The 24,700-nt window shown below is 69.8% G+C and carries 25 protein-coding genes; 13 read left to right on the top strand and 12 right to left on the bottom strand.

Features of this window, described 5'->3' with window-relative positions; all coding sequences use genetic code 11:
- Positions 1-11 precede the first annotated feature (11 nt).
- The 3 genes from RWN05_RS16670 (at position 12) to msrA (ending at position 2,546) form a co-directional block, all read left to right on the top strand.
- Positions 12-1,118, top strand: coding sequence for a LacI family DNA-binding transcriptional regulator (locus RWN05_RS16670; protein WP_121292567.1), 1,107 nt, complete (start codon positions 12-14; stop codon positions 1,116-1,118).
- An 81-nt stretch (positions 1,119-1,199) separates the two neighbouring features.
- Positions 1,200-1,847 carry an MOSC domain-containing protein gene (locus RWN05_RS16675; protein WP_314140379.1) on the top strand — a complete coding sequence of 216 codons (648 nt, stop codon included), beginning with the start codon at positions 1,200-1,202 and terminating at the stop codon, positions 1,845-1,847.
- 150 nt (positions 1,848-1,997) lie between these two features.
- Entirely contained in the window at positions 1,998-2,546 is a 549-nt protein-coding gene (gene msrA, locus RWN05_RS16680) for a peptide-methionine (S)-S-oxide reductase MsrA (RefSeq protein WP_064295677.1), read from the top strand.
- Positions 2,547-2,621: 75 nt separating this feature from the next.
- Here msrA and RWN05_RS16685 read toward each other — a convergent pair whose 3' ends face one another.
- Positions 2,622-2,831, bottom strand: coding sequence for a hypothetical protein (locus RWN05_RS16685; RefSeq protein ID WP_124767435.1), 210 nt, complete (start codon positions 2,829-2,831; stop codon positions 2,622-2,624).
- A 220-nt stretch (positions 2,832-3,051) separates the two neighbouring features.
- Between RWN05_RS16685 and RWN05_RS16690 the strand changes: the two genes are divergently transcribed.
- The 6 genes from RWN05_RS16690 (at position 3,052) to RWN05_RS16715 (ending at position 8,650) form a co-directional block, all read left to right on the top strand.
- Positions 3,052-3,273, top strand: coding sequence for a hypothetical protein (locus RWN05_RS16690; RefSeq protein ID WP_064295679.1), 222 nt, complete (start codon positions 3,052-3,054; stop codon positions 3,271-3,273).
- A 99-nt stretch (positions 3,274-3,372) separates the two neighbouring features.
- Positions 3,373-4,068, top strand: coding sequence for an LON peptidase substrate-binding domain-containing protein (locus RWN05_RS16695; RefSeq protein ID WP_314140381.1), 696 nt, complete (start codon positions 3,373-3,375; stop codon positions 4,066-4,068).
- Between the two features lie 207 nt (positions 4,069-4,275).
- Positions 4,276-5,229, top strand: a complete 954-nt coding sequence (locus RWN05_RS16700) for a sugar phosphate isomerase/epimerase family protein (RefSeq protein ID WP_314140383.1) — start codon at positions 4,276-4,278, stop codon at positions 5,227-5,229.
- 27 nt (positions 5,230-5,256) lie between these two features.
- Positions 5,257-6,210 carry a 3-hydroxyacyl-CoA dehydrogenase family protein gene (locus tag RWN05_RS16705; RefSeq protein WP_314140385.1) on the top strand — a complete coding sequence of 318 codons (954 nt, stop codon included), beginning with the start codon at positions 5,257-5,259 and terminating at the stop codon, positions 6,208-6,210.
- A gap of 75 nt (positions 6,211-6,285) precedes the next feature.
- The gene (locus tag RWN05_RS16710) at positions 6,286-7,059 is read left to right on the top strand and encodes an SDR family NAD(P)-dependent oxidoreductase (protein WP_079003324.1); all 774 of its coding nucleotides are present in this window, start codon (positions 6,286-6,288) and stop codon (positions 7,057-7,059) included.
- Positions 7,060-7,276: 217 nt separating this feature from the next.
- Positions 7,277-8,650, top strand: coding sequence for an MFS transporter (locus RWN05_RS16715; RefSeq protein WP_064295683.1), 1,374 nt, complete (start codon positions 7,277-7,279; stop codon positions 8,648-8,650).
- Positions 8,651-8,733: 83 nt separating this feature from the next.
- On the opposite strand, the gene RWN05_RS16720 is transcribed toward RWN05_RS16715, so the two are convergent.
- The 8 genes from RWN05_RS16720 to RWN05_RS16755 form a co-directional block, all read right to left on the bottom strand.
- Positions 8,734-9,693, bottom strand: coding sequence for a hypothetical protein (locus RWN05_RS16720; RefSeq protein WP_314140387.1), 960 nt, complete (start codon positions 9,691-9,693; stop codon positions 8,734-8,736).
- A gap of 71 nt (positions 9,694-9,764) precedes the next feature.
- Positions 9,765-10,451, bottom strand: coding sequence for a nucleotidyl transferase AbiEii/AbiGii toxin family protein (locus RWN05_RS16725; RefSeq protein WP_167620519.1), 687 nt, complete (start codon positions 10,449-10,451; stop codon positions 9,765-9,767).
- Entirely contained in the window at positions 10,448-10,789 is a 342-nt protein-coding gene (locus tag RWN05_RS16730; protein ID WP_079003321.1) for a hypothetical protein, read from the bottom strand. Before RWN05_RS16730 ends, RWN05_RS16725 begins: the two co-directional genes overlap by 4 nt.
- A 119-nt stretch (positions 10,790-10,908) precedes the next feature.
- Positions 10,909-11,622: a GntR family transcriptional regulator gene (locus RWN05_RS16735; protein WP_236555263.1), complete on the bottom strand. Its 714-nt coding sequence runs from the start codon at positions 11,620-11,622 to the stop codon at positions 10,909-10,911.
- 102 nt (positions 11,623-11,724) lie between these two features.
- Positions 11,725-12,528 (bottom strand): triose-phosphate isomerase family protein, encoded by an 804-nt coding sequence (locus RWN05_RS16740; RefSeq protein ID WP_314140389.1) that lies wholly within the window; start codon positions 12,526-12,528, stop codon positions 11,725-11,727.
- Positions 12,528-12,989: a ribose-5-phosphate isomerase gene (locus RWN05_RS16745; RefSeq protein ID WP_314140390.1), complete on the bottom strand. Its 462-nt coding sequence runs from the start codon at positions 12,987-12,989 to the stop codon at positions 12,528-12,530. The genes RWN05_RS16740 and RWN05_RS16745 overlap by 1 nt, the downstream gene beginning before the upstream one ends.
- A gap of 86 nt (positions 12,990-13,075) precedes the next feature.
- Positions 13,076-14,806: a dihydroxyacetone kinase family protein gene (locus tag RWN05_RS16750; RefSeq protein WP_314140392.1), complete on the bottom strand. Its 1,731-nt coding sequence runs from the start codon at positions 14,804-14,806 to the stop codon at positions 13,076-13,078.
- A gap of 287 nt (positions 14,807-15,093) precedes the next feature.
- Positions 15,094-15,858 carry a GNAT family N-acetyltransferase gene (locus RWN05_RS16755; RefSeq protein WP_314140393.1) on the bottom strand — a complete coding sequence of 255 codons (765 nt, stop codon included), beginning with the start codon at positions 15,856-15,858 and terminating at the stop codon, positions 15,094-15,096.
- Positions 15,859-15,968: 110 nt separating this feature from the next.
- On the opposite strand from RWN05_RS16755, the gene RWN05_RS16760 reads away from it, so the two are divergent.
- Together RWN05_RS16760 and RWN05_RS16765 are read left to right on the top strand one after the other, a co-directional pair.
- Positions 15,969-16,760, top strand: a complete 792-nt coding sequence (locus RWN05_RS16760) for a response regulator transcription factor (protein WP_064295688.1) — start codon at positions 15,969-15,971, stop codon at positions 16,758-16,760.
- An 80-nt stretch (positions 16,761-16,840) separates the two neighbouring features.
- The gene (locus tag RWN05_RS16765) at positions 16,841-18,388 is read left to right on the top strand and encodes a cell wall metabolism sensor histidine kinase WalK (RefSeq protein WP_205847541.1); all 1,548 of its coding nucleotides are present in this window, start codon (positions 16,841-16,843) and stop codon (positions 18,386-18,388) included.
- Positions 18,389-18,503: 115 nt separating this feature from the next.
- Here RWN05_RS16765 and RWN05_RS16770 read toward each other — a convergent pair whose 3' ends face one another.
- The 3 genes from RWN05_RS16770 to RWN05_RS16780 all read right to left on the bottom strand — a co-directional run bounded on the left by RWN05_RS16770 (position 18,504) and on the right by RWN05_RS16780 (position 20,699).
- Complete coding sequence (locus RWN05_RS16770; RefSeq protein WP_314140395.1) at positions 18,504-19,163, bottom strand: GntR family transcriptional regulator; 660 nt, start codon at positions 19,161-19,163, stop codon at positions 18,504-18,506.
- Positions 19,160-20,134, bottom strand: a complete 975-nt coding sequence (locus RWN05_RS16775) for an EamA family transporter (RefSeq protein WP_314140397.1) — start codon at positions 20,132-20,134, stop codon at positions 19,160-19,162. Before RWN05_RS16775 ends, RWN05_RS16770 begins: the two co-directional genes overlap by 4 nt.
- A 115-nt stretch (positions 20,135-20,249) precedes the next feature.
- Positions 20,250-20,699, bottom strand: a complete 450-nt coding sequence (locus RWN05_RS16780) for a hypothetical protein (RefSeq protein WP_071258622.1) — start codon at positions 20,697-20,699, stop codon at positions 20,250-20,252.
- A 261-nt stretch (positions 20,700-20,960) separates the two neighbouring features.
- Here RWN05_RS16780 and RWN05_RS16785 point away from each other — a divergent pair, with 261 nt between their 5' ends.
- Positions 20,961-23,210 (top strand): carboxypeptidase regulatory-like domain-containing protein, encoded by a 2,250-nt coding sequence (locus tag RWN05_RS16785; RefSeq protein ID WP_314140399.1) that lies wholly within the window; start codon positions 20,961-20,963, stop codon positions 23,208-23,210.
- Between the two features lie 104 nt (positions 23,211-23,314).
- Positions 23,315-24,592 (top strand): CDP-alcohol phosphatidyltransferase family protein, encoded by a 1,278-nt coding sequence (locus RWN05_RS16790; protein WP_314140401.1) that lies wholly within the window; start codon positions 23,315-23,317, stop codon positions 24,590-24,592.
- The last annotated feature ends 108 nt before the right edge of the window (positions 24,593-24,700 follow it).

The raw sequence follows: 24,700 nt of genomic DNA on the forward strand, positions 1-24,700 counted from the left end.
ACGATGTGACCATGACCAGGCCCCGCGACGATCACGCCCCAGCGCGAGCGACGATCATCGACGTCGCCCGGGTCGCCGGTGTCTCCCGCCAGACCGTGACCCGAGCGCTCAACGGGATGCGCGACGTCAGCGACGCCACCAGGCAACGGGTCGTCGAGGTCGCAGCCTCGCTCAACTACCGGCCGAACCGCGCCGCGCAGCACCTGGTGAGCGGCCGGACGACGACGCTCGGACTGGTCGTCGACGACCTGCGGAACCCCTACTACCCGGAGCTCGCGGCCGCCCTCGTGCAGCAGGCGGCCGAGCGGGGATGGACCGTGTTGGTCGCCGAGGTCGGGGGAGCGGCGAACGCCTCGGGCGACCGGCCCGCCGCCGCGGATCGTGGACCGGACCTCCCCGACGCGGAACGTGCGCAGCTCGCCGAACTCGCGCGGCAGGTCGATGCGGTCGTCGGGCGCAACGGCGCCGACCACGGAGCACTCCAGGGCGCCTTCGCCACCATCCCGTTCGTCTCCCTCGGTGACCATCGGCCAGAGGAGTCCGAGGCCGGAGCGGACCCGTCCGACGCGCAGCCCGCGCTGCAGGTGGCGGGCGTCGACATCGACTTCGAGGACGGCATCCGACAGGCGCTCGCCCACTTCGTCGCGACCGGGCGCCGATCGATCGCGATGATCGACGCCTCGGCGGAACCGTCCGGACGGCGTCTCGCGTACCGGGCGTTCCTCGACGAGCACGGCCTGCCGTGGTCGGAGGCGTCGGAGACCTGGGCGGAGGACACCCACCAGGGCGGGGTCTCGGCCGCCCTGCGTTGCCGCGCCGCGATGCCCGACGTCGACGCCGTACTCGTCTTCAACGACGTCATGGCGGTCGGCGTGCTCAAGGGCCTCGCCCGTGCCGGGGTCGGCGTGCCGGAGGACGTCGCCGTCATCGGCATCGACGGACTCGACCTCGGTCGCTTCGTCACCCCTGAGCTGACGAGCGTCGCCGTCGACAAGGGTGACATCGCCCGGCACAGCCTGGAGTTGCTCGACGGCATGATGTCCGGCACGCTCCCGCTCTCGGGGCCGTCCGTCCGACGCTCGGTGGGTGTCTCGCTCGTCGTCCGCGAGTCCGCCTGAGCTGATCCACTGTGCCACTCCGCCTGAGCCGCACCGGCCCCGTCGTCCGGACGGTCGCGGACGACACGGCAGACTGGTCACATGTCTGAACTCCTCGCCCTCTGTCGCGTCGAAGCCCTCCGGGCGGACGACGGGTCGATCGGTGTCACCGCGATCGACAAGCGCCCGGTCGACGAGCCGCTGCACGTGCGGCCGATGGGGCTGTACGGCGACGTGCAGGCCGATCGCAAACACCACGGCGGCCTGACGAAGGCGCTCTACGCCTACGCCGAGGAGGACGCGCGGTTCTGGGAGGGCGAGCTCGGTCGGGAGATCACGCCGGGCCTGTTCGGGGAGAACCTCCGTACGCAGGGGCTCGACGTGAACGGTGCCGAGATCGGTGAACGCTGGCGGATCGGCGACACCCTCGTCGTCGAGGTGACCTGTCCGCGCACCCCGTGCGGCACCTTCCAGCGGCGCCTGGGCGAGCCACGGTGGGTGAAGCGCTTCGCCGACGCCGCACGGCCCGGCGCCTACCTCAAGGTGGTCAAGAGCGGGACGGTGCAGGCGGGCGACCCGATCGAGATCGTCCGACAGCCCGGCCACGGCGTGACCATCGCCTCCTGGTTCGCCGCGGCGGACGAGGCGCAGGCCGTCACCCTCGAGCAGTCGGAGCGGTCCGGCGCCGTGGTGCTGGCCCCGGAGATCCATGAGTCGATCAAGCAACTCCGCCGCAAGCGGCCCGTCTGAGCTTCGCTGTCGCGTCCTCGCACCTGTGCGACCGCTGAGTGCAAGCCCCGCCCGGAACAGTCCGGAAGCGGACGCTGTTGCATACCATGGAGCCGAAGACCGGAGCACGCGGGGACCCCGCACGGTGCTCGGCACGAAGGAGGAGTCACGATGAGTGCAGCAGACGAGCAGAGCACGACGACCGAGCGCGCGGTGCTGGCCGGCGGATGCTTCTGGGGCATGGAAGACCTCGTCCGGAAGATGCCGGGCGTGAAGTCGACGCGCGTGGGCTACAGCGGTGGCGATGTCGCCAACGCGACCTACCGCAACCATGGCACCCACGCGGAGGCCCTCGAGGTCGTCTTCGACCCGAGCAAGCTGTCCTTCCGCGAGCTGTTGGAGTTCTTCTTCCAGATCCACGACCCGTCGACGAAGAACCGCCAGGGCAACGACGTCGGCCTGAGCTACCGCTCGGCGATCTTCTTCACCTCGCCCGAGCAGGAACGCGTCGCGCGCGACACGATCGCCGACGTCGACGCCTCAGGGCTTTGGCCCGGCAAGGTCGTCACCGAGGTCGAGCCGGTCTCCGAATTCTGGGAGGCCGAGCCGGAGCACCAGGACTACCTGGAGCGCATCCCGTGGGGCTACACCTGCCACTTCGTGCGCCCGGGCTGGAAGCTCCCGCGCCGCGCCGAGGTCGCGGAGCAGGCCACCGCGTAAGTACCTTCGCAGCGCCCGTCACCTCGGTGTCGGGCGCTGTGCCGTGCATGGACCGGCGGGCTCAGACCGGCAGGCTCAGACGCCGTCGGCGCGCGAGGAGTTGACGGCGTCAGAGGCCAGTCGTGGCGCGAATCGCGGGTCGAACTGCAGCGGTGGATCGTCGGGTGACGCGAGCGACGGTTTGCCGAGGCGGACCCACTCGAGGTACTGGAGGTAGGGGTCGGACCCGGCATCGACCGGCGCATCGACGATGCGCTTGCGTCCCCACGGCCACTTCCACCCCACGATCAGCATCCTACGGACGGTTCCTGAGGATCCGCGGACCATCACGGCACGATCTCGCAACGATGCCACCGCCTCGTGCTCGTTTCGTCTGACGGATAGGGGAGTTGTCCATCCCACGGCCGTGCTGTCATGATGAAGCACGGCGGAGATAGCTAGACAGCCGAGATACTTCGACGGTTGTCCGGACCCGGTCGTCGCACCCGCCGAGAGAGGTCGTTCCATGGGCTCCACCGGTAGCGAGACGTCTGAACTCCGCCGTGCGTGGGTGGAGCAGCTCACGGCAGACCGCTTCGGCGTCTTCGTGGGCGACCGGCGCGTCGGGTTCATCGACGTGGACTGGCCACTGCACGTCGCCCTGCGCGGAACCGACTACGAGACGGCGGTCGAGGTCGATCGCGCGATCCGGTTCGATCAGGCGCTGCGTGCCGTCCTCGCCGCCTGAGTGGCCTCCGGTGTCCGGCGGCTATGATCGCAGCACGATTCGGGTGGACGATCGGCCGGGTGATCGTCGTTCGGGCCCGCGAGGCGGAGGGGGACTGACATGACCGACTCCTTCAGTGCCGAGCCGTGGGCATCCGGCCTCCCGGTCCTCGAGCTGCCGATGTTCCCACTCGGCTCCGTGCTGTTCCCACACATGCCGCTCGCCCTGCGGCTCTTCGAGGAGCGCTACCTCACCATGTTGGCGCACCTGCTCGAAGCCGAGGACCCGGCGTTCGGCGTCGTGCTCATCGAGCGCGGCCGTGAGACGGGAGGCGGTGAGCACCGCTTCCGCACCGGGACCGTGGCGGAGATCGTCGAGGTCGACGGCGGCGAGGGCTTCGTCGCGGTGATCGCCGAGGGCGGTCAGCGCTTCGAGGTGACCGACTGGCTGCCGGACGACCCATATCCACGCGCGGAGATCCGAACGCTCGACGACCTGGAGTGGGACGATCGCTGGGAGCCGTTGCGGGATGAGACCGAGGCGGCGGTGCGGCGTTCGCTCGCGGTGGCCAGCGAGTTCAGTGAGCAGCAGTGGGCCTCGGTCGTGGAGCTCGCCGACGACCCGCTGGAGTCGTCCTGGCAGCTGGCGGGCATCGCGCCGGTGAGCGAGATCGACCAGATGCGGTTCCTGTCGGCCGGTTCGTTCGAAGAGCTGCTGGTCGGCGTGCGCGATCGCGCCACCGAGGCCGGCGAGGCCTTCATCGCGGGTGGCATCACCGACGCGGACGACGAGGACTGGGGCATCCTCGGCGACTGAGCCCCGACGCCGCACCTCGACAGGCTCGGTGACCGGAGTGCTCGTGACGGGGCGCGCTCGGCCTCTGGAGGAGTGACTCTCCCTCCGCCGGTCACTGAGCCTGTCGAAGTGCCCTTGCGCATTCGTGGAAACGCTTTACTATTTCCTATAGGATCTTTTTGACCGGGAGCACCAGCCCCGAGCAGTCCCTGAGCGCAATGGAGCATCATGACGGATACGACCGCGACCGCGTCGACCCCCCGATGGACCGCCGAAACCTGGCCCATCGCCACCTGCCTGCACGGCATCCCACCCGTCGACCGCAACGGCGTCTCCCTGCACGACGCGGAACCCGAAGCGTGGGACGACCTCTTCGCGCAGGTCGCCGGCGTCGGTTTCACCCTCGCCGAACTGCCCGACAGCCATGTCCGGCCCGCCGACCTCGAACCGTCCCGTCGCGACGAGTTCCTCGCCATCGCGAAGTCGCACGGCGTCGGCGTCCCGTCCGTCCACCTGCAGCGGCAGAGCGTGATCATGCCGGGCCACGAGGAGCGCAACCTCGAGTACGCGCACCGCACGATCGACGCCGCGGCGGAGTGGGGGATGCAGGTCTTCTCCACCGGCCTGCACCAACCGTTCAACGACGCGCAGCGCAAGGCGCTGTGGTTCTGGACCGCGCAGGGCCCGAAGGACCCCGACGACCCCGAGGTCTGGAACGTCGCCGTCAGTCGCATCCGTGAGCTCGGCAAGCACGCGGCCGAAGTCGGCCTGCCGCTCGCACTCGAGCTCTACGAGGACACCTACCTCGGCACCGCCGACAGCGCGGTCCGGTTCGTGGAGGAGGTCGGGCTCGACAACGTCGGCCTGAACCCCGACGTCGCGAACCTCATCCGCCTGCACCGCCCGGTGGAGGACTGGCGCGAGCTGTTCGCCAAGACCCTGCCCTACGCCAACTACATGCACGTGAAGAACTACACCCGCGACGAGGCGGCCGACGGCAGCTGGGCGACGTCCGTGCCCTCCACCATGGAGGCCGGGCTCATCAACTACCGCCAGGTCTTCCGCGACGCCGTCGAGCTCGGCTTCAACGGCATCATCCTGGCCGAGCACTACGGCGGCGACAGCCTCGGCATGTGCTCCACCAACCAGAAGTACATCAGGACCCTGCTGCCGCAGGCCTGATCCAGACGACCACAGGAGAGCCTCATCATGACCACACACACCATCGCCGTCGTCGGATCGGGGTACATGGGCGGCGGCATCGCCCAGGTGCTCGCGCTGTCCGGCGCCACCGTCCGCATCGCCGACATCTCCGAGGAGATCGCGCGCAAGAACTACGACCGCCTCATCGCCGAGGCCGAGCAGTTCGTCGCCGACGGACTCTTCCCGGCCGACGCCGTGGAGCGGATCCGCGCCAACGTCTCGCCCGCCGCGTCCATCGAGGAGGCGGTCACCGGAGCCGACTTCATCGAGGAGGCCGTCCCCGAGAAGATCGAGATCAAGCACGAGACCCTCCGTCGCATCAGCGCCGCAGCCTCACCCGACGCCATCATCGGCTCGAACACCTCGACCATCCTCATCGGTTCACTCGCCGAGGCCGTCACGAACCCGGAGCGGTTCCTCGGCGTCCACTTCTCGAACCCTGCCCCGTTCATCCCCGGCGTCGAACTCATCCCGCACGAGACCACAGCCGATGCGGCGATCGCCACCGTCGAGGAGATCGTCGCGGCGACCGGCAAGGAGACCGCCCGCGTCAAGGACGCCACCGGCTTCGTGCTGAACCGCCTGCAGTACGCGCTGTTCCACGAGGCGACGCAGCTCGTCGAGGAGGGCGTCGCGACGCCCGAGGACATCGACACGATCGTCCGCACCACCTTCGGCTTCCGGCTCCCCGTCTTCGGTCCCTTCGCGATCGCCGACATGGCCGGACTCGACGTGTACTCGTTCTGCTACGCCTCGCTCCAGACCCGGTGGCCCGAGCGGTTCGCCACACCGGACTCCCTCAAGGAACTCGTCGAGGCCGGCAAGTTCGGCACCAAGTCGGGTGCCGGCTACCTCGACGTCCCGGCCGACCGCACCCCCGAGCTGATCGCCTACCGCAACAAGGCGTACGTCGCGATCAAGCGGCTCATGGACGAGCTCGGCCCCGCACCCATCAACTGAGCGCGGCGCCGACCGAACGCAACGTCCGACTCGATCGGACACCGACGTCACCACTCCCACGCAGAAAGGCCGGCCATGACCGCCACCACCTTCCCCGAATCCAAGACCGTCGTCCTCACCGGCGCAGCCTCCCCGCGCGGCATCGGTCGCGCCTCAGCCCATCACCTCGCCGAACTCGGCTGGAACATCGGGATCATCGATCTCGACGAGGCTGCGGCCCAGGCGGTCGCCGCCGAGATCGCGGAGCAGCACGGGGTGCAGGCGGCCGGCGCTGGCGCGAACGTCGCCGACGAGGCGCAGGTTCGTGCCGCGTTCGACGCACTCGAAGCGTCCCTCCCGCAGCTCGTCGCCCTCGTGAACCTCGCGGGCGTCGCCTCACCGGTGCCCTACCTCGAGGTGAGCGCCGACGAGTGGCAGCGCGTCATCGACATCAACCTCAACGGCGTCCACTACACGACCCGCCGTGCGGTCGAGTCGATGGTGTCGAACGGCGTCGGTCGTGTCGTCAGCCTGTCGTCCGTCTCCGCCCAGCGCGGCGGCGGCACCTTCAGCAAGACGGCCTACTCAGCGGCGAAGGCCGGCGTGATCGGCTTCACCCGCAGCGTCGCCCGCGAGCTCGGCCACGACGGCATCACGGTCAACGCCATCTCGCCCGGACCCATCGACACCGACATCATGGGCGGCACCCTCACCGAGGAGCGCAAGACGGCCATGGCCGCCGACGGCGTCCTGCCGCGCATCGGCACCCCGCGCGACATCGCGGCCGCCATCGCCTACCTCATCAGTGAGGACGCCGGCTTCGTCACCGGTCAGACGCTGAACGTCGACGGCGGCCTCTACATGCACTGATCCACCACACCCACCACGAGCGAACGGAGCAGCACCATGCAGCACCTCACCGGTCAGTGGACCAAATCCCGGTTGATCTTCCTCGGTCTCGGCGTCGTCTTCGTCGGCATCGGCCTCTGGATGATCATCCCCTCGATGGTCTCCTGACCACCGCCAGCAGCAGCAGCAGTAACGCCAGTAGCACCCACCCGCACCAGTCATCTCAAAGGAGAGTGTCTTGTCCACACCCAATCCGCCGGCGATCGGATCGACCAACGATCCGGCGCTGAAGTCGGCGATCCGCAAGGCGTCGAAGCACCTCATGCCGATGCTCGTCATCCTGTACTTCGTCGCGTTCCTGGATCGCACGAACGTCGGCTTCGCCGAGGAGGCGCTCAGCGTCGACCGCGGCATCTCGAACGGTGCCTTCGCCCTCGGCGCCGGCATCTTCTTCATCGGCTACGCGATCTTCGAGATCCCGAGCAACCTGCTGCTGAAGAAGTTCGGCGCCCGGTTCTGGCTCGCCCGCATCGCAGTGACCTGGGGCATCGTCGCCGCCCTGTTCGCCTTCACGACGAACGACACGATGTTCATCGTCCTGCGCTTCCTGCTCGGCGTGACCGAGGCCGGGCTCTTCCCCGGCGTCATCATGTTCCTGTCGGAGTGGTTCCCGAACAAGGTCCGCGTCCAGATGTTCTCGATCTTCTACCTGGCACAGCCCTTCTCGCAGATGCTCGGCGCCCCGCTGAGCGGTGGCCTCATCAGCTTCGGTGACGCCCTGACCCCGTGGCACGGCTGGCAGGTGATGTTCTTCGCCGAGGGCATGCTCGCGGTCCTCGCCGGTTTCGCCGCGCTCTACTTCCTCACCAACTCGCCGCAACAGGCGAAGTGGCTGGACCAACAGGAGAAGGACTCGTTGACGGCCGCGATGGAACGCGAGGACACCGTCCGGCAGTCGGACGGCCCGACCGGTATCGCGAAGGCGATGACGAGTTGGAAGGTGTGGTACTTCACCATCATCTACTTCTGCCTGCAGATCGCGGTGTACGGCACGACGTTCTACCTCCCGCAGCAGGTGTCGAACCTCATCGGCCAGGACGTCGGCTGGCAGGTCGGTCTCGTGGCGGCCATCCCGTGGCTCGTGGGTCTGTTCGCCTGCTACTACGTGGGGCGGAACGCGAACACGGTCGTCCGGCGCCGCACCTGGGGCACGTGGTTCTACATCTCCACCGGCGTGTTCATCCTGGCCTCGGCCTGGGCGGGCGCGAACAACCAGCCGATCCTCGGCATCCTGTTCATCACCATCGCGGTGGCGAGCTTCCTCTCGGTCGGGCCGATCACGTGGGCCTACCCGACGGCGTTCCTCACCGGAACGGCTGCGGCGGCGGGCATCGGCCTCATCAACTCGCTCGGTAACCTCGGCGGCTTCGTCGCCCCGATCATGCGCACCGGGATCAACGAGAGCGTGCCGACCGACAGCGGCGTGTGGGGTGTGGTCTCGCTCGGCGTGTTCGCCTTCCTCGCGGCCGCGATGCTCTACTGCACCCGGTTCTTCCGTGGGGCGAAGGCGGACGAGCTGCTCGAGACGACGGCGACCCGCACGGCGCACTAGTCACGACGCAACTCCCGGACGGGGTTGATCGCTCAGGCGGTCGGCCCCGTTCTTGTACTGAGGAGTATTGCTCCTGCGCGCCTCTACCGGGCGAAGCCGGATGCCCAGTCGGCCAGTGTGCCTGTCAGTGATCGCGCCCACACCCGCCCTCGGTTCTGAGGAGCTTCCGTTGAGGCGCGGAGATCCTCGGCCAGTCGGTCGAATTCATCGGCAGATCTCCCGAATGCGTCGGCTCTGTCGCGCATCCAGTGCCCGATCATCAGCAGCGTGAGGGTGGTCGACAGGAGCGGCACCGCCGCGAGGGCCGGTTCCAGTGCTCGTGTCAGACCCAAGCCGAACCCAGCAGTCGCGATGAGCAGGATGAACGCCGATGCATAGCTGCGGTTCCGTCCCATGGATCTGGCCAGGCGAGCGTACCGGTTCGCCTCGTCATGGTCTGCAACGGCATCAAGTCTGGCGAGCGCGTTCGGTCGGTGGGAGAAGGTCGCAGGCTGCAGTCTGAGGCACTCCTTCGCGGAGAGCCCGGCGAAATACGGTTCCCGTCGATTGAGGCGCCAGATTCGTACGAGGCCTGTGAGTGCTGGCCAGAAGGTGATGAGTGACAGCACCGGGGTTGCGACCAATGCACCCACACTGAAGCCGCCGTACCGTTCGTAGCCAGCGACAACCATGAGCGTCATGCTCCCTGAGGCCCACCACGAAGCGAACCACCATGCGGTTCGCGAACCGAAGACGAGCTTGAGATGCGCCAGAATGCTCCGCTCTGTTGCGCCAGTCGAGCCCAGGAGCATCCAACCGATGAAACCCACCAGGACGAAGTTGAACGCAAGAGCACACGCGTAGACGGCCGTGACAACCTCGTTGAGGTCTGGGTACGGTTCGCCGAAGAGGCCGAGGATCCATCCAGCGCACTGCACGCTGAAGGCCAATCCGATGCTGAGCCCGGCTTGGACGGCGACGAGAGTCCAGATGGCGGACCCGATGAGCGACGACGGAACAGAGATTCGTTTGGACACGGTTTTTCGCTTCACGATGAACGACACGCCCCAGCTTCACACACAGTCACTGAAATAGAAGATTTCAGAATGAAATGAGGCCAGGGCGCTTTTCGTCGTCAAACGAGCGGCGAAAGCCCCGATGAACTCGTGGCGGATTCCCCACGCAGCTCCGATGCCCAGTCCATGAAACGTTGCTTCAACGCAACAATCTGCTCGAGCGCGTGCCCGTACTCCGTGAATCTGTCATCCGTGACGCGACGGATCTGCTGCAGCTGGTCGGCGAACATGGTGCGTTCGAAGCCGGCATCACGCTCAGCGACCGCGGCGAGCAATTGGTCATCGGTGAATCGCCCAGAGAGACGGATCGCGTCGACGTCGATGAAGTCTCGTGCCTCGAGACGGGTGTACAAGGCACCGACCTTACTCGCCACAGCGTCAGTCACGCTCAAGACCGGGCCGACGGACAGTTTCACCGGTTCGAGCTCGCGCCAATCCACGGCGAGGTCGATCTCGACGGCCCGACCGTCCTCGGTGGAGACATGGAGCTGGGCGAACTGCCGGTGGCGGCGCACTTCATCGACCCCATGGCCTGTCCGACGCAGTTCGACGGCGAGTCGATCGACCGCGAGTTCGAACGCCGCAGGATCGACATTGTTCGTGAAGAGGTCGACGTCGTGAGTCAGCCGGTCGACGAGACCGTGCTCGCGGATGGCTCCTGAACCGGCAAGGGCGAACCCGTCGCTCCCGACGGCGTCGAGGGCGATCCTGGTCAACTCACGCTGGAGCGCTTCGTTGTCGTTCACGCGGCCGTGGAGAGTGGAGGGAAACGGGTCTCCCAGAGTTCGCGGACGCGGGTGGGGAGCAGGAGCTCGGGCCAGACCTGGACGAGACGCCGCTGATTGAGCAGCGTGATTTGGTCGGAGACGCGACCCTCCCGCAGGACCGCTTGATAGGCCTTTGCTATGCCGCCAGGCGTATCGAGGTCGACGATGCTCGCGGGGCCCCAGTAGACCGTGATTGGTAGATCGAGGAGACCATGCTCGGGCCCGTGAAGCTCGTCGAGGCTCGCCGGAACGTCGTACGGCTTGATGTCTTCGTAGAAGACTCGAGCCTCACGCGCGGATGCTGCCGAGGTGGACATGGCGCGATTCTACAGCGTCGGTCCGGGATGCCGAGAGGTGCTGCTGGGCACTTCGACAGGCTCAGCGACCCAGACAAACGGAGGTGACTGGCGCTGTCGCTCACCGGACGTGAGGCGGCTCAGTGCTCGGCGTCGCTGCGGGCGCGGGTGCGCACGAGCTCGATGTGCGAGCGCATGGCCGCCGCGGCGGCCTCGGGGCCGTCGGAGAACGCGTCGAGGATGGCTCGGTGCTCGACGACGGCCTGGTCGGCGTCGGTGACACCCGTCTCGACCGTCTGGCGCATGCGGTGCACGCGGGTGGAGATGCCCTCGGACATGTCGAGGAGGAAGGGGTTGCGGGTGCCCTCGAAGATGAGGTGGTGGAAGTTCCAGTCCACCGCGAAGTACTCGCGGAGGAGTGCGACGGGGATCTCGCCGGCCGACGCCGCGGCGCGCACCCTGGCGGTCATCTCGACGTGCTGCGCGAGGGCCACCTCGAGGGCCGGGACGAGCTCGTCGGCGTGGGCGGCGGCCAGCGCGGTGGCGCCGCTCTCGAGCACGATGCGGGCGTCGAACAGCGACTCGAGCTGGTCGTCGGCGAGCGGTGGTGCCACCCGGTAGCCCTTGTGGGTGACCCGGGTGACGAGCCCGGTGCGTTCCAGCTGGACGAGTGCCTCGCGGACCGGCGTCGGGGAGACGTCGAGGTCACGGGCGATGGCGTCGATCGAGAGGCGGGCACCCGGTTCGATGCCGGAACTCAGGAGCATGTCGAGCACCAGCTCGTAGACGCGGTCGCGCAGACCACGGCGTTCGAGCGAAGAGGAGGCGCCGAGCGGGAACACGGCATCAACCACGGCAGGCTCCGAAGGGTGTGCTCGAGGCGTCGTCACGGAGGGGGACCTCCGGTCGAGCGGCCGCGATGATCGTCGATGACCAGTTTACGGGGCCTCCGGCTGTCATCGCGGCAGGTCGGAGCCCGCGCGGTCGAGGCCGGCCACCTCGTCGAGCACCAGCGCGAGGGCTGCCGGATCGTGGGCGAAGCGGCCGAGGAAGACCCCGTCGACCGCGTCGCCGATCGTGGTGAGCAGGCCGGGTCCGGCGCTCCCGCCGTAGATGACGGCCGAGGAGGTGTCGACCAGACCCCTCGTGTCGAGGACGTCGAGGTGACCACGCAGCCGGAGGCACACCGCGCGGATGTGGGCTGGACTCGCGGCCTCGGAGGCACCGATGGCCCAGTGCGGTTCGTAGGCGACGATGACGCGGCCCACGATCCCGGCGGCGACCGCCCCCGCCAGGGCGTCGTCGAGCTGTGCGACGCATTCCTCAGCCGCCGTCTCGGCGTCTCCGCGTTCGGTTTCTCCGATGCACAGCACCGGTGCGAGGCCGTTGCGGAGCGCGGCGGTCGTCTTCGCGCGGACGACGTCGGGCGTCTCGCCGAACAGTCGGCGTCGCTCCGCGTGTCCGACCTCGACGACCTCGCAGCCGACCTCGCGGAGCTCCGCACCGCTCACCTCGCCGGTGAACGCCCCGGTGTCCTCGGTCGCGAGGTCCTGAGCCCCCACGGACGCGACGCCGTGGAGCCGCTCGACCGCGCCGGTCACCGAGAGGTACCCGGGGATGACGAACAGCTCAGCCGCGCCGGATCGGAGTGCGTGGTGCTCGGCCGACACCCCCGCGACGACCGAGCACCAGTCGAGCGTCTGCGCGTGCCCGAAGTACATCTTCAGGCTCACGCCGACGAGTCTGGGGCGTCCTGACATCAGGACGCTTCGTACGCGCTGATCTCCTGCACCTTGTCGTTCGACGCGCTCGAGGCGTCGAACTCGTAGGTGAGCCACTCGCGCACGTTGCGGCGGGCGAGTTCGATGCCGACGACGCGCTGGCCCATGCAGAGCACCTGGGCGTCGTTCGACAGCACCCCGCGTTCGACGGAGAATCCGTCGTGCGCGGTGACGGCTCGGATGCCCTGGACCTTGTTCGCCGCGATCGCGACACCGAGGCCCGTGCCGCAGATGAGCAGCGCGCGGTCGGCCTCGCCGCGGGCGACGATCTCGGCCACGGTCACCGCGACGGTCGGGTAGTTGGTGTGGCCGTCGGCGTCGACCCCGACGTCGACCACGGAGGCGACCAGATCGCTCGCCTCGAGGTCGCGCTTGAGGATCTCCTTGTAGTCGTAACCGGCGTCATCGGAGCCGATGACGATTCGCCAGGTGCGGGTCATGGTGTGCCTTTCGTTGTTGGAGCGGGGCCCGTCGACAGGCTCAGGGACCGGTGCAGGGAGCGGGTTGTCTGTCGGTGCATCGGGCGTCAGCGCTCGGTGAGGAGGGTGCCGACACGCTCGACGATGAGGGCGAGCGAGACGGCTCCGGGGTCCTCGACGCCGACGGCCTTCGAGCCGTGCGAGCGGGCGCGGCCCATGCCGGGCATGAGAGCGGCCGTGTCGTGGGCCGCGGTGGTGGCCGCTGCCGCCGCCGTGGTCCAGGCGGTGGAGAGGTCGTCGCCGGCGGCGACGCGCTCGGCCAGCGTGTCGGCGAACGGGACCAGGGCGTCGACGAGCGTCTTGTCGCCGACGGAGGCCTTGCCGTAGCGCATGACGGCGTCCTTGGCGGCGGTCACGCCCTCGCTCACAGCGGTGGCGGTCGGGCGCTCGGCGTCGCCGAGGCGCTCGCCGAGGGTGCGGAGCATGACGCCCCACAGGGCGCCCGAGGTGCCACCGGCGCGGTCGGACCAGGCGTCGCCCGCGCGGTCGAGGACGGTCGCCACGCCGGCTCCGCTCTCGCGCAGGCGTCCAGCCTCCTCGGCGGCGGCGGTCGCCCCACGGTCCATGCCGATGCCGTGGTCGCCGTCTCCGACGATGGCGTCGAGTCGTCCCAGCTCGTCCGCGTGCTCCGCGAGGAGTTCGTGGATCGCGGAGATCGCGTCGGCCACGACGGCCGCCGACTCCTGCGACTCGAGCGAGGCGTCCGGGACCACGAAGGCGACGTCCTCGGTGTCGTCGGCGGCCACGGTCTCGAGCGCGCCGGTGTCGACGGCACCCGTGCGGAACGCGGGCGTGTCCGCAGCGGCACTCCACAGTCGCTCCAGCTCCTCGTCCACCCAGAGCAGGGTGAGCGAGACGCCGGCCATGTCGAAGCTCGTGCAGAACTCCCCGACCTGCGGGTCGACGAGGGTGATCCCGGCGTCCTCCAGCAGGGAGGCGATGCGGTCGTAGACGACGAACAGCTCTTCGGACTTCACGGAGCCGAGGCCGTTGAGGATCGGGACGACGCGCGCTCCCTTCGGCGTGACGCCCTCCGGGATCTCGGCCTCGGCCAGGAGGTGGTGCACGAACAACTCCGCCAGTCCGTCCGCGGAGGGGATGTCGGTCTCGTCGATGCCGGGCTCGCCGTGGATGCCGAGCCCGACGGCCATGCGTCCCTCCGGCACGGAGAACAGCGGTTCGTCGGCACCGGGCAGCGTGCACCCGGAGAACGCGACACCCATCGAACGGGTCCGGGCGTTGGCCAGGACCGCCACGCGCTCGACGTCGTCGATGGAGTACCCACCAGCGGCAGCGCCGCCCGCGACCTTGAAGACGGTGAGGTCGCCCGCGATCCCGCGGCGCTTCTCGAGTTCGGTGGGCGGTGCGCTGAAGATGTCGTCGGTCACGGTGACGGTGCGGCAGTCGATGCCGTCGGCACGCACGGCGTCCTGGGCGGCGGTGAAGTGCAGGACGTCGCCGGCGTAGTTGCCGTAGCTGAGGAGGACGCCCCGTCCCTGCTCGCTCGCGCGGACGACGCTCTCCACCTGGTGCGCGGACGGCGAGGCGAAGAGGTTGCCCATGGCCGCGCCGTGGGCGAGTCCCGGGCCGACGAGGCCGGCGAAGGCGGGGTAGTGGCCGGATCCGCCACCGATCACGAGGGCGACCTCCGGTTCCGCGGACTTCGTGGACCGCGACACCCCGCCGGAGACCTTGCGTACCCAGCGTCCGTTGGCGCGGACGAAGCCGTCCACCATCTCATCCGCGAAGTCGGCCGGTCGGTTCCAGAGCCTGGTCATCTGCATCTCCTCGTCATCGAGTCCGTCGATCCGGCGCAAGCCGGCACATCGCGATAATCCTATAGGATATTGGAACCGACCGGAACCCTGGGCTGTGCACAACTCAGGACGCCACAGGCGAGTCGGCGCCGTCGGGCGGCGGCCGGAGACGACGCGCCGGAGAGTACCTGAATTGTGAACGTGTGACTCGAGGGGCACACGTCGACGGCGTCCCGACGGCTGAACCTGCCGAGGCTCGAGTGGGGGAGACTCGGCCCCGGCAGGTTCGGCGATCGGGACGCCGGCGATCAGGGACACGTGGCGGTCGACTCCGTGTGCGCGGATTCGACGCGTTCCGCACGGCGTGCCGCGAGGAGCGAGGGCGTGATCGCGAAGGTGATGCTCGATGAGCGGCGCGGAGCGGTCGCCCGCAGGAAGCCGAGCCGCTCGGCCAGGGCGATGGACCTGGTGTTCTCCGGCTCGATGACGGCCGTCACGGTCTTCGCCCCGACCTCGCGGAACGCCAGGTCGATCATGGCCGCCGAGGCCTCGCTCGCGAGACCACGTCCGCCGACGGCGGGGTCGAGGACCCATCCGATCTCGACCGAGCGCTCGGCGGGCTGGACGTCGCGGAGGTGCAGGGAGACGTCGCCGACGAGCCGTCCGTCGTGCTCGACGGCCAGGGCGAGGAAGTCGCCCGACTGCCAGAGGCGGCTGTGCCGGACGCGGTGGCGCAGGTGCTCGCGGGACGCCTCCCGGTCGCGGACGGGCCACGGCAGGTGCTCGACGACCTCGGGCGTGGACTGGATGCGATACCAGGCCTCGGCGTCCTCCAACCGGTGGCGACGCAGGACGAGACGGTCGGTGCTGATCGGGTGCGCGTCGACCGGAGCCTCGATCCGCGGCCCGCGGAGGAAGCGAGGACGTGAGACGCCTGCCGGGAACAGGGGACGCAGAGCCCGGACCGCGGCGGCGAGGCCGCTCCGGATCCGGTCCGCGGGCTCGGCCGTCGCTCCGGCCGTCCGGCGACGGCGGGGGGCGAACGACGTGCCCAGGGGCTCTGCTCGGGTCATGCCCTCCACGGTAGGCACCGCACCCATGGGCTCGGCCTGAAAAGATATGAGGCCTCTATGAATCGCCCGTCGCTCCCGCGCCTCGCAGCTCGACGACGGATAATCGACCCATGCCCTCCGACCTGCCAACGCAGATCGTCGACTCGGGGCGCCGCCGGGCGGTCCTCGCCAAGCTACCGCGGATGTACCGGGCCGACGGTTCACCCATCCGCGTCCTCCTCGTCGACGACGAAGCGGTCCTGACCGACCTCGTGAGCCTGGCCCTCGGCTATGAGGGGTGGGTCGTGGACGTCGCCACCAACGGTCGCGAGGCCGTCCAGCGCTACCGCACGGAACGTCCGGACGTCGTCGTCCTCGACATCATGCTGCCCGACATGGACGGGCTGAGCGTCCTCCGCCAGCTCCGCAGCTTCTCGCAGGGGGAGCCGGAATCGGGCACCCCGACCCTGTTCCTCACCGCACGCGACTCGGTGGACGACCGCATCATGGGCCTCACCGCGGGCGGCGACGACTACATGACGAAGCCGTTCTCGCTCGAGGAGCTCGTGGCCCGCCTCCGTGGTCTCCTTCGCCGTACCGCGCACGTCGTGTCCGACGACGACTCCCGCATCACGATCGGCGGGCTCTTCCTCGACGAGCGCAGCTACGAGGTCAGCCGCGACGGCGAGCCGGTGGCGCTCACGACGACGGAGTTCGAACTGCTCCGATACTTCATGCGCAACCCGAAGCGCGTGCTGAGTCGCGCCCAGATCCTCGACCGCGTGTGGAACTACGACTTCGCCGGCAAGGCGAGCATCGTCGACCTCTACGTCTCCTACCTCCGTAAGAAGATCGACGCCGATCGGGCGCCGATGATCCACACCGTCCGCGGTGTCGGATACGTGCTGCGGCCGGTCGAATGAGCACCGCTTCGGTTCCGACTGCGGGCGTGCCGACGCCTCGGGCGGACCGGCGGCACCCGTGGACGCTCCAGCGACGGCTGGTGACGGGCATCGCCGCGGTCATCGCCGCGGTCCTCGCGGTGTCGGGCATCCTCACGATCGTCACGGTCGAAGCGTCGGTCACCGCCGTCGTCGACACCCAGCTCACGGGATCGATGGAGGCCTTCGAACACTCCGTGGTGAAGTTCCACGATCAGCAGGCCGGTGGGGGAGCCGTGGTGGACCCCGATGCCACGCGCGGCGAGCCCGGTTACGTCAAACCGTTCGTCGACTACGTCGGCCACGGGCCCGGCACGCTCATCGCGCTCGTCGCTGACGGTGCGGTCGTCGACTCCGCGCGCTTCACCCAGTCCAACGCGACGGCGCTCGACGTGCGGACGAAGGCGCTCATCGAGGAGGCCGTCGCGGCCGACGGCTCCGAGCGACAGAACATCGAGTTGGGGTCGCTCGGCGGGTACCGGCTCGAGTTCCTCGACCACGGCGACGGCGAGACCCTCGTGGCCGGCGTCTCGCTCGCCACCCCGCGAGCGGCCGTGCAGCAGGAGGCGATCGTCATCGCGATCCTCGCCGTGCTCGCGCTCGCGGTCACCATCGTCGGGGCGATCATCGTGGTACGCCTCGGGCTCCGACCATTGTCCCGCGTGGCCGCCGCCGCCGAGGAGGTGTCCACGCTGCAACTCGAGCGCGGTGACACCGGGATCGACGTGCGGGTCGATCAGGCCGACACCGACCCTCGGACGGAGATCGGCAAGGTCGGCGAGGCGCTCAACGGCCTCATCGACCACGTCGACCGCGCACTCGCCGTCCGAGCCGCGACCGACAAGCGCATGCGTCGGTTCGTCACCGACGCGAGCCACGAACTCCGGACGCCGCTCGCCGCGATCCAGGGCTACGCCGAGCTCACCCGTCAGGACAGTGAGAGTCTCCCGCCCATGACGGAGCACGCGCTCGCCCGCATCGAGTCGGAGGCGACCCGGATGAGTTCGCTCGTCAGCGAGTTGCTCCTGTTGGCGCGTCTCGACGAGGGCCAGGACCTGCACCTCGACGACGTCGACCTGAGCGACCTCGTCGCCGCCGCCGTGAGCGACGCGGCGGTCTCGGCGCCGGCGCACCACTGGTCGGTCGACGTGCCGGAGCGCGCGATCGTCGTGCGCGGCGACCGCGAGCGCCTGCATCAGCTCGTCGTGAACCTGCTGTCGAACGCCGCCGTGCACACCCCGGCCGGCACCTCCGTGGTCACCCGCATCAGCGCACCGAAGAGTCCCGACGAGCCGCAGCGCGCCTCGCTGACGATCGCCGACGACGGACCCGGCATCGACGAGGCCTTCCTCCCCGAACTCTTCGACCGGTTCGCCCGGGCCGACTCGTCGCGCTCGCGTGCGGCCGGCAGCACGGGCCTCGGGCTGGCGATCGCCCTGTCGATCGCCGAGGGTCACGAGGGCTCGATCGAGGTCGCCTCGTCCTCCGCCGGCACGACGTTCACGGTGACGCTGCCGTGGTCGGGTCCGTCCGAGGAGCACCCCGCGGTCCGCCCGGCGGCCGACGCCACCGGCTCGCTGCCGGAGACGGTCACCTCGACGCGAGGCTGATCGCACGACCGCGGTCGTCGAGTTCCATCCGGTCACCGAGCCGCTCACGGTCACGGTCACCGAGCTTGTCGAGGTGCCCTTCGACAGGCTCAGGGACCGGACCGGGAGGGGTGGCTCAGGGACCGGACCGGATGCTTTCGGGGGCCGATCGGCGGAGCGCGATGAGCTGTTCCGCCGAGTGCGCGAGGTGCGCGCGGAGCTCCTCCTCGCCGTGGTCGCCGCTGAGGGCGTCGACGAGTCGGTCGTGCTGGGCGATGAGTTCCTCCGGCGGGAGGACGCTCCGGAGCTGCACCATGAACAGGCCGAGCTCGGCGAGCAGGCCAGCGTGCGCCTCGTCCAGTCGAGTGCTCCGGGCCGCGGCGACGATCGCGTGGTGCAGCTCGGCGTGCGCGACCTCGATGGCGCGGTGATCGCCGGGCCGGTCGATGCAGATGCGTCGGAGGTTGTCGTTCGCCGCGATGATCGAGGCCGGTGGGCGCGACGACGGCTCAGCACGTGTTCGCAGCAGCCGGACCGCCTCGGCCTCGATCGCCGTCCGGTACTCCATGAGGGCGAGCACATCGGCGTCGCTGAACGACCGCACCCGTGCGCCGCGGTAGGCCTCGAACGTGACGAGGCGCTCCGCCGCGAGCGCCTGCAGTGCCGCCCGGACGGTGTGCCGGTTGACGCCGAACCGGACGGTGAGGGCGGTCTCCCGCAACGGCTCGTCCGCGCCGAGTCGTCCGTCGAGGATGTCCTCCCGCAGTGCATCTGCGACAGCGTCGACCGCGGTCATCGGGCGACCTCGCGACGATCGGTGCGCGTGGGCACGACGAGGATCGCGAGTCCGGTCACGAGCAGCGCTGCACCGACGACGGTCGAGGGCCCGAAGGACTCTCCGAGGAGCAGGATGCCGAGGAGCGTCGCCGTCAACGGCTCGAAGAGCGTGAGCGTCGCGACCCGTGACGCGGGCAACCCGCCGAGCGCGTAGCCGAACAGCAGGTACCCCGCCACCGTGTTCACCAGCGCGAGCCACACGACCGCGAGTGCGCCGGGTGCCGTGAGGATCCAGGCGGTCTCGGTGGCGAGGAGGATCGGCACCGAGACGAGCGCCGCTCCGCCGAAGAGCGCCGCCATGGTGCCGAGCGGTGTCCACCCGTGTTCGATGAGTGCCTTGCTGCAGAGCGTGTACAGGGCGTACGAGGCTCCGGCGCCGACGGACGCGAGCAGCCCGTCCACCGAGACGGTCCCGATCCCGCCGCCCGTCACTCCGGACAGGACGGCGACACCGGTCGCGGCGACGATCGTGGCCAGGAACCAGCGACCGCTCGGGCGCCGGCGATGGATCGCCCATTCGAGGAGGCCGGTGATGGCGGGTGCGGAGCCGAGCGCCGTGAGGGTCCCGATCGCGACACCGTTGCGTTCCACTCCGAGGAAGAAGAACGGCTGGTACGCGGTGACGCCGACCGTGCCGACGATGACGGCGATGATCAGGACGGGCCTCCCGAGTTCCACGGCGCCGGGGCGAGGTGGTCTCGTGGACCCGGAGCGATGGGCGAACGTCGCCCACACGAGGACGAGGAACGCTCCGCCGAAGACGATGCGTGCGGCGCCGAAGGCGACCGAACCCACCTCGATCGGCAGGAGCGCGTGAGCCGTCCCCGTCGTCCCGAAGCACACGGCGGCGAGGATCGCGGCGGCGACGGGCAGGCGCCCCGCGGCGGTGCTGCTGCCGGTCGTCGGGGTCGCCATCGGCGAACGGGTCATGGGGACAGCTTGCCGCAAGATTGTGTAACAATCAACGGCTGCATGGGATGTCCGGTACATACGCCACGACGCCCACCCGCTCGAGGAGCGGACGGGCGTCGGGAGGGAGACCGGGTCAGCCGGCGTAACCGCCGCTGATCACCGACACCCCGAGCAAGAGGGCTGCGCCGGCGGCGACGATCAGGGCGAGCGCCAGCATGGTGCCGGAGATGATGACGGCGGTGAGGGCGAAGCCCTTCGACTTCGGCTTGCGGGCGAGCGCGATGATGCCGAGCACGAGCGAGGCGATCGGCAGGAGCACGAACGACGGCGCGACGACCGCGGCGATCGACAGGGCGAACGCGATGATCGACAGTGTCTGGGTCGAGCTCTCGCGGTCGACGGCCGTCGGGGCGGGTACGGGTGCGAGGGGCACGGGCGTCGTCGGCTGGGTCGGCGCGACCTCCTGCACGGGCGTGGCCTGGGTGAGGGGCTCGGGGCCGAACGCTTCGGTCGGGGCGTCTGCCAGGGTCACGTCCTCGGCGGGCGAGATCGTGGTGGACTCGGTTGTGGCTGAGGCGGACATGAACTGGTTCCTTCCTCCGCGGTGTGCGGAGCTGTCTCCGCGGTGTGCGGAGCTGATCGGTTGATGGTTCCAGCCTGCTCGGACCGCCTCCGTTCCGAATCGCCCGCGCGCCCGATCCCCCGTCCTCCTACGGAGGTATCCTGCGCGGCCCGTCCGTGGGCCGCTGGTGCCACACACGGCGACTACCACGGCTTGAGCCGACCCCCGTAAACGGGACAGAGGGGTTTCGCAGGCGACGGGTGTCCGTTTATCCTGGCGCCCATGACCCGCCGCATCGGAGCCGCTGTGCTCGCCCTGCTCGGAGCCTCCGCGCTCGCCCTCACCGCAGCCGTCCCGGCGGCATCCGCCGCGACCACGTCGAGCTGGGCGACGTGGCCCACGTTCTCCGGTGCATCGGGGTCGTACCAGGGCACCATGACCCTGGCCGGTCAGCCCGCCCTTTCCGCGGCGTTGACGAGCGACTCGGTCGGTGGCGGTGGCGTCGGCGTCATCTCCGGCGCCTCGACCTGGCTGGCGGCCTCGACCCCCGTCGGTGCCAAGTACGGCAGCAGCCGGGATCAGCCCTACCTCAACCTCCGCCCGAAGGCGAACAACGCGGCGTCGCCCTCGACCACGACCTACTCCTTCGCGACGCCGACGCCGCCGTCCGGCTGGACCTTCGTCCTCGGCGACATCGACGCCGACCAGGTCACCGTGACGGCGATCGGTCCCGACGGCGCGGCGCTCACCCCTGACGAGCTCGGGTTCAACGGCGGCTTCAACTACTGCGCTCCCGGCCTGGTCGGCAAGCCGTCCTGCACCGGATCCGCAACGGACGTCCCCACCTGGGACCCGACGACGCAGATACTCCGCGGCAACGACGCCGCTGCGGACACCGCCGGCGCGGCAGGGTGGTTCGAACCCTCCGCCCCGATCTCCAGCCTCACCTTCTCGTTCCGGCAGCGGTCGGGCGCGCCCGTCTACCAGGCGTGGTTCGCGTCGATCGCGCGTGATGTGACCGGCACGGTGACCGACCAGACCGCGGGCCCGCTGGACGGCGTCGGCGTCCGGCTCATCGACCGCGACGGCCGGGTGGTGGCGTCGACCACGACCGCGGGTGGCGGCACGTACACCTTCGCCGGCTACTTCGCGACCGACGGCTACACGGTGCAGCTCGTCCCGCCGACCGGCAAGATCGCCGTCGGTCCTGCACGTGCCGCAGTTGACCTCACGGACACGGACGCCGTCGCGGACTTCACCGTCCGCGACATCGTGCCCGTCGCCGTGTCGGGGACCGCGCTCGACACGGACGGCGTCCCGATCGTCGGTGCCACCGTCACCATCGTCGGTGTCGGCAGCGTCACCACCGACACCGATGGGAACTACCTCTTCGACACCGTGCCGGTCGGCGACCACTCGGTGGTCATCACGCCACCGTCCGGGTACGCGGTCCAGACCGCACCGGCGTCGTTCACCGTGCCGGTCGGCAGCGAGACGCCCATCACCGAGCAGGACTTCGTGCTCGTCGCGAACCCCAGCCTCGGCGGCGTGGTCAGCTCCGGCGGGGTCGGTGTGGCCGGCGTCACCGTGAGCGTCGACGGTCCGAACGGTGTCGAGCGCGCCGTCACGGCCGCCGACGGTTCCTACCGCTTCCCGCTCCTGCCCGCCGGGTCCTACGAGGTCTCGGTCGTCGCCCCCGAGGGGTACGTCGTCTCCGGAACCGCAACCCGGGCGGAGGAGCTCGCCGGCGCCGATCTGGACGCGGTCGACTTCGAGCTCGCTCGGCTCGGCACCGTCATCGGCGACGTCCGGACGGACACCGGGGCCCCGGTGCCCGCCGCGACGGTCACGGTGACGACGCCGGGCGGCCCGGTCGCCCTGACGACGACGGCCGAGGGGTCCTACGGGCTCGCCGACCTGGCGCCGGGCAGCTACGAGGTCACGCTGACCGTCCCGGTCGGGTACTCCGTGCCCGCGGGTGGCGCCACGACCGCCACCGTCGTCGTCGGCACCGACGGCGCTGTCCAGACGGTGCCCACCTTCGTGCTCGTCGCCGACGCCGTGCTCGGCGGCCTCGCCGGAACGGTCGAGACGGACGCCGGTGCTCCGATCGCGGACGTGACCGTGACCGTCGAGACCCCGGCCGGCCCGGTCGACATCACGACTGACGCCGACGGCGCCTATGGCCTCGACGGACTCGCGCCCGGCTCCTACGAGGTGTCCGTGGCGGTCCCGGCGGGCTACACCGCCGAGGGGGCCACCACGGCGACCGCGGTCGTCGCCGCAGACGGTTCCGAGGTCTCGGTGCCGGCCTTCGTCCTCGTTCCCGACGCCGTCGTGCCCGTGCCGTCGGCGAATCCGAGCGACCCCGCCGTTCCGGGCAACTCGGGTCGCCTGCCCTCGACCGGTGCGGACGCGATGCCGTGGATCGTCGCTGCCGGAGCGCTCTTCGTGCTCGGCGCCGCCGGTGTCGTCACCGCGGCCGTCCTGCGTCGTCGACGCGCGAATCGGGACGAACTGTCCGGCGAATGACCGTTTGAACGACCTCTCGGGGATGGGAGGGCGCGGCTCGTCCGTAGACTTGGGCGAGCCGCGCCCCACCCAGGAGTGCGGATCGCACTGCTGAACGGGGATCCGTGGACATCATCGGGTGGGTGAACGACGCCGCGACGGCGCTGCCTGATCCGCTGATCTGGCTCCTCGGGCTCCTGTTCACGACCGCCGAATCCGGCCTCTGGCTCGGCCTCGTCGTCCCCGGTGAACCGGTGGTGCTCCTCCTCTCGGCCATGCTCGACTCCGCCCCCGGCGCCCTCGTGCTGTTCCTCGCGGTCGCCCTCGGCGGGTCGCTCGGGGACCAGCTCGGCTACCTCGTCGGTCGTCGTTCCGGTGGTCGTCTCCGTGACTCGGCCGTCGTCCGGCGCCTCGGTGTCGACGGCTGGGACCGCGCGGTCGAGGCGCTCGAGCGACGCGGGGCCCAGGCCGTCTTCCTCACCCGGCTCGTGCCCGTGCTCCGATGCCTGACACCGACCGCCGCGGGGGTCGCCGGCGTGCCCTACCGGTCGTTCCTCGCGGCATCCCTGCTGGGCTCCCTCCTCTGGTCCGCCGTCTACGTCGGCGTCGGCTCCCTCGTCCGTGCCACGCTCGACACGGTCCGCCAGTACCTCGGTGCCACCGGCTGGGTGCTGCTGTTCGCGCTCGTCGTGGTGGTCACGATCGCCGCGATCGCCCGATTCCGCCGCGGTGCCGCGATCCCCGGTGACGAGGCGATGATCCCGGTGACGCTGCACGAGAAGACGCCGCTCGCGCGCCTCCGGACGCAGCTGTTCTCCGACGACGACTGGAAGAACCTGCCGAACGCGATCACGGCGGGACGTATCGTCCTCCTACCGGTCTTCGCCGCCCTCGTGATCACCGGCTCCTACTGGGCCGCGCTCGTCGTCGGTGCGGTCGTGTTCCTGAGCGACGTCGCCGACGGACAGATCGCGCGCCGCATGGGCACGGTCTCCGCGCTCGGCACCTGGCTCGACGGGGTCGCCGACCGCCTGACCGTGGTCGTGGTCGCCGCGTCGTTCGCCATCGCGCAGATCATCCCATGGCAGGTGTTCGTGGTCATGATCGTCCCCGACCTCCTGCTCGCGTTCGTCGCCGTCGTCGCGTTCCGCGGGACGCCGGAGGTGCCGGTGAGCATCGCCGGCAAGATCCGGACGGTGTTCCTCTTCGTCGGCTTCTTCGCGCTGCTCACGGGCCTCGCGCTCGGCGGCGGGGATCCGGCGTCGGCGCTGTACCGGGTCTTCGGCGGGGTCGGCTTCGTGGCGATCCTGCTCGGACTCCTCGGCCACTTCGTCGCGGCGACCCAGTATGCGCGACGCATGGTCGTCACCTGGCAGCGACAGGGCGTCCGCGCGGCCCGCTGAGCACCGCGCCGACCATCGTCGGAGGCCCCCACCGGATGGCACACGGCCACAGCGCAGGCGGCGTCGTTTAGGCTCGGAGCATGCCAGTCGACTATCCGGACCTCGTCA

Source organism: uncultured Plantibacter sp. (assembly GCF_963518075.1).
In the GTDB taxonomy this organism is placed as follows: domain Bacteria; phylum Actinomycetota; class Actinomycetes; order Actinomycetales; family Microbacteriaceae; genus Plantibacter; species Plantibacter flavus_A.

What these genes read in the sequence shown, in the direction of transcription:
- RWN05_RS16670 (WP_121292567.1), top strand. Translation starts at nt 12, where the DNA reads ATGACCAGGCCCCGCGACGATCACGCCCCAGCGCGAGCGACGATCATC.
- RWN05_RS16785 (WP_314140399.1), top strand. Translation starts at nt 20,961, where the DNA reads ATGACCCGCCGCATCGGAGCCGCTGTGCTCGCCCTGCTCGGAGCCTCC.
- RWN05_RS16755 (WP_314140393.1), bottom strand. Translation starts at nt 15,858, where the DNA reads ATGACCCGAGCAGAGCCCCTGGGCACGTCGTTCGCCCCCCGCCGTCGC.
- RWN05_RS16740 (WP_314140389.1), bottom strand. Translation starts at nt 12,528, where the DNA reads ATGTCAGGACGCCCCAGACTCGTCGGCGTGAGCCTGAAGATGTACTTC.
- RWN05_RS16675 (WP_314140379.1), top strand. Translation starts at nt 1,200, where the DNA reads ATGTCTGAACTCCTCGCCCTCTGTCGCGTCGAAGCCCTCCGGGCGGAC.
- RWN05_RS16775 (WP_314140397.1), bottom strand. Translation starts at nt 20,134, where the DNA reads ATGACCCGTTCGCCGATGGCGACCCCGACGACCGGCAGCAGCACCGCC.
- RWN05_RS16700 (WP_314140383.1), top strand. Translation starts at nt 4,276, where the DNA reads ATGACGGATACGACCGCGACCGCGTCGACCCCCCGATGGACCGCCGAA.
- RWN05_RS16730 (WP_079003321.1), bottom strand. Translation starts at nt 10,789, where the DNA reads ATGTCCACCTCGGCAGCATCCGCGCGTGAGGCTCGAGTCTTCTACGAA.
- RWN05_RS16745 (WP_314140390.1), bottom strand. Translation starts at nt 12,989, where the DNA reads ATGACCCGCACCTGGCGAATCGTCATCGGCTCCGATGACGCCGGTTAC.
- RWN05_RS16760 (WP_064295688.1), top strand. Translation starts at nt 15,969, where the DNA reads ATGCCCTCCGACCTGCCAACGCAGATCGTCGACTCGGGGCGCCGCCGG.
- RWN05_RS16705 (WP_314140385.1), top strand. Translation starts at nt 5,257, where the DNA reads ATGACCACACACACCATCGCCGTCGTCGGATCGGGGTACATGGGCGGC.
- RWN05_RS16770 (WP_314140395.1), bottom strand. Translation starts at nt 19,163, where the DNA reads ATGACCGCGGTCGACGCTGTCGCAGATGCACTGCGGGAGGACATCCTC.
- RWN05_RS16695 (WP_314140381.1), top strand. Translation starts at nt 3,373, where the DNA reads ATGACCGACTCCTTCAGTGCCGAGCCGTGGGCATCCGGCCTCCCGGTC.
- RWN05_RS16750 (WP_314140392.1), bottom strand. Translation starts at nt 14,806, where the DNA reads ATGACCAGGCTCTGGAACCGACCGGCCGACTTCGCGGATGAGATGGTG.
- RWN05_RS16710 (WP_079003324.1), top strand. Translation starts at nt 6,286, where the DNA reads ATGACCGCCACCACCTTCCCCGAATCCAAGACCGTCGTCCTCACCGGC.
- msrA (WP_064295677.1), top strand. Translation starts at nt 1,998, where the DNA reads ATGAGTGCAGCAGACGAGCAGAGCACGACGACCGAGCGCGCGGTGCTG.
- RWN05_RS16690 (WP_064295679.1), top strand. Translation starts at nt 3,052, where the DNA reads ATGGGCTCCACCGGTAGCGAGACGTCTGAACTCCGCCGTGCGTGGGTG.
- RWN05_RS16780 (WP_071258622.1), bottom strand. Translation starts at nt 20,699, where the DNA reads ATGTCCGCCTCAGCCACAACCGAGTCCACCACGATCTCGCCCGCCGAG.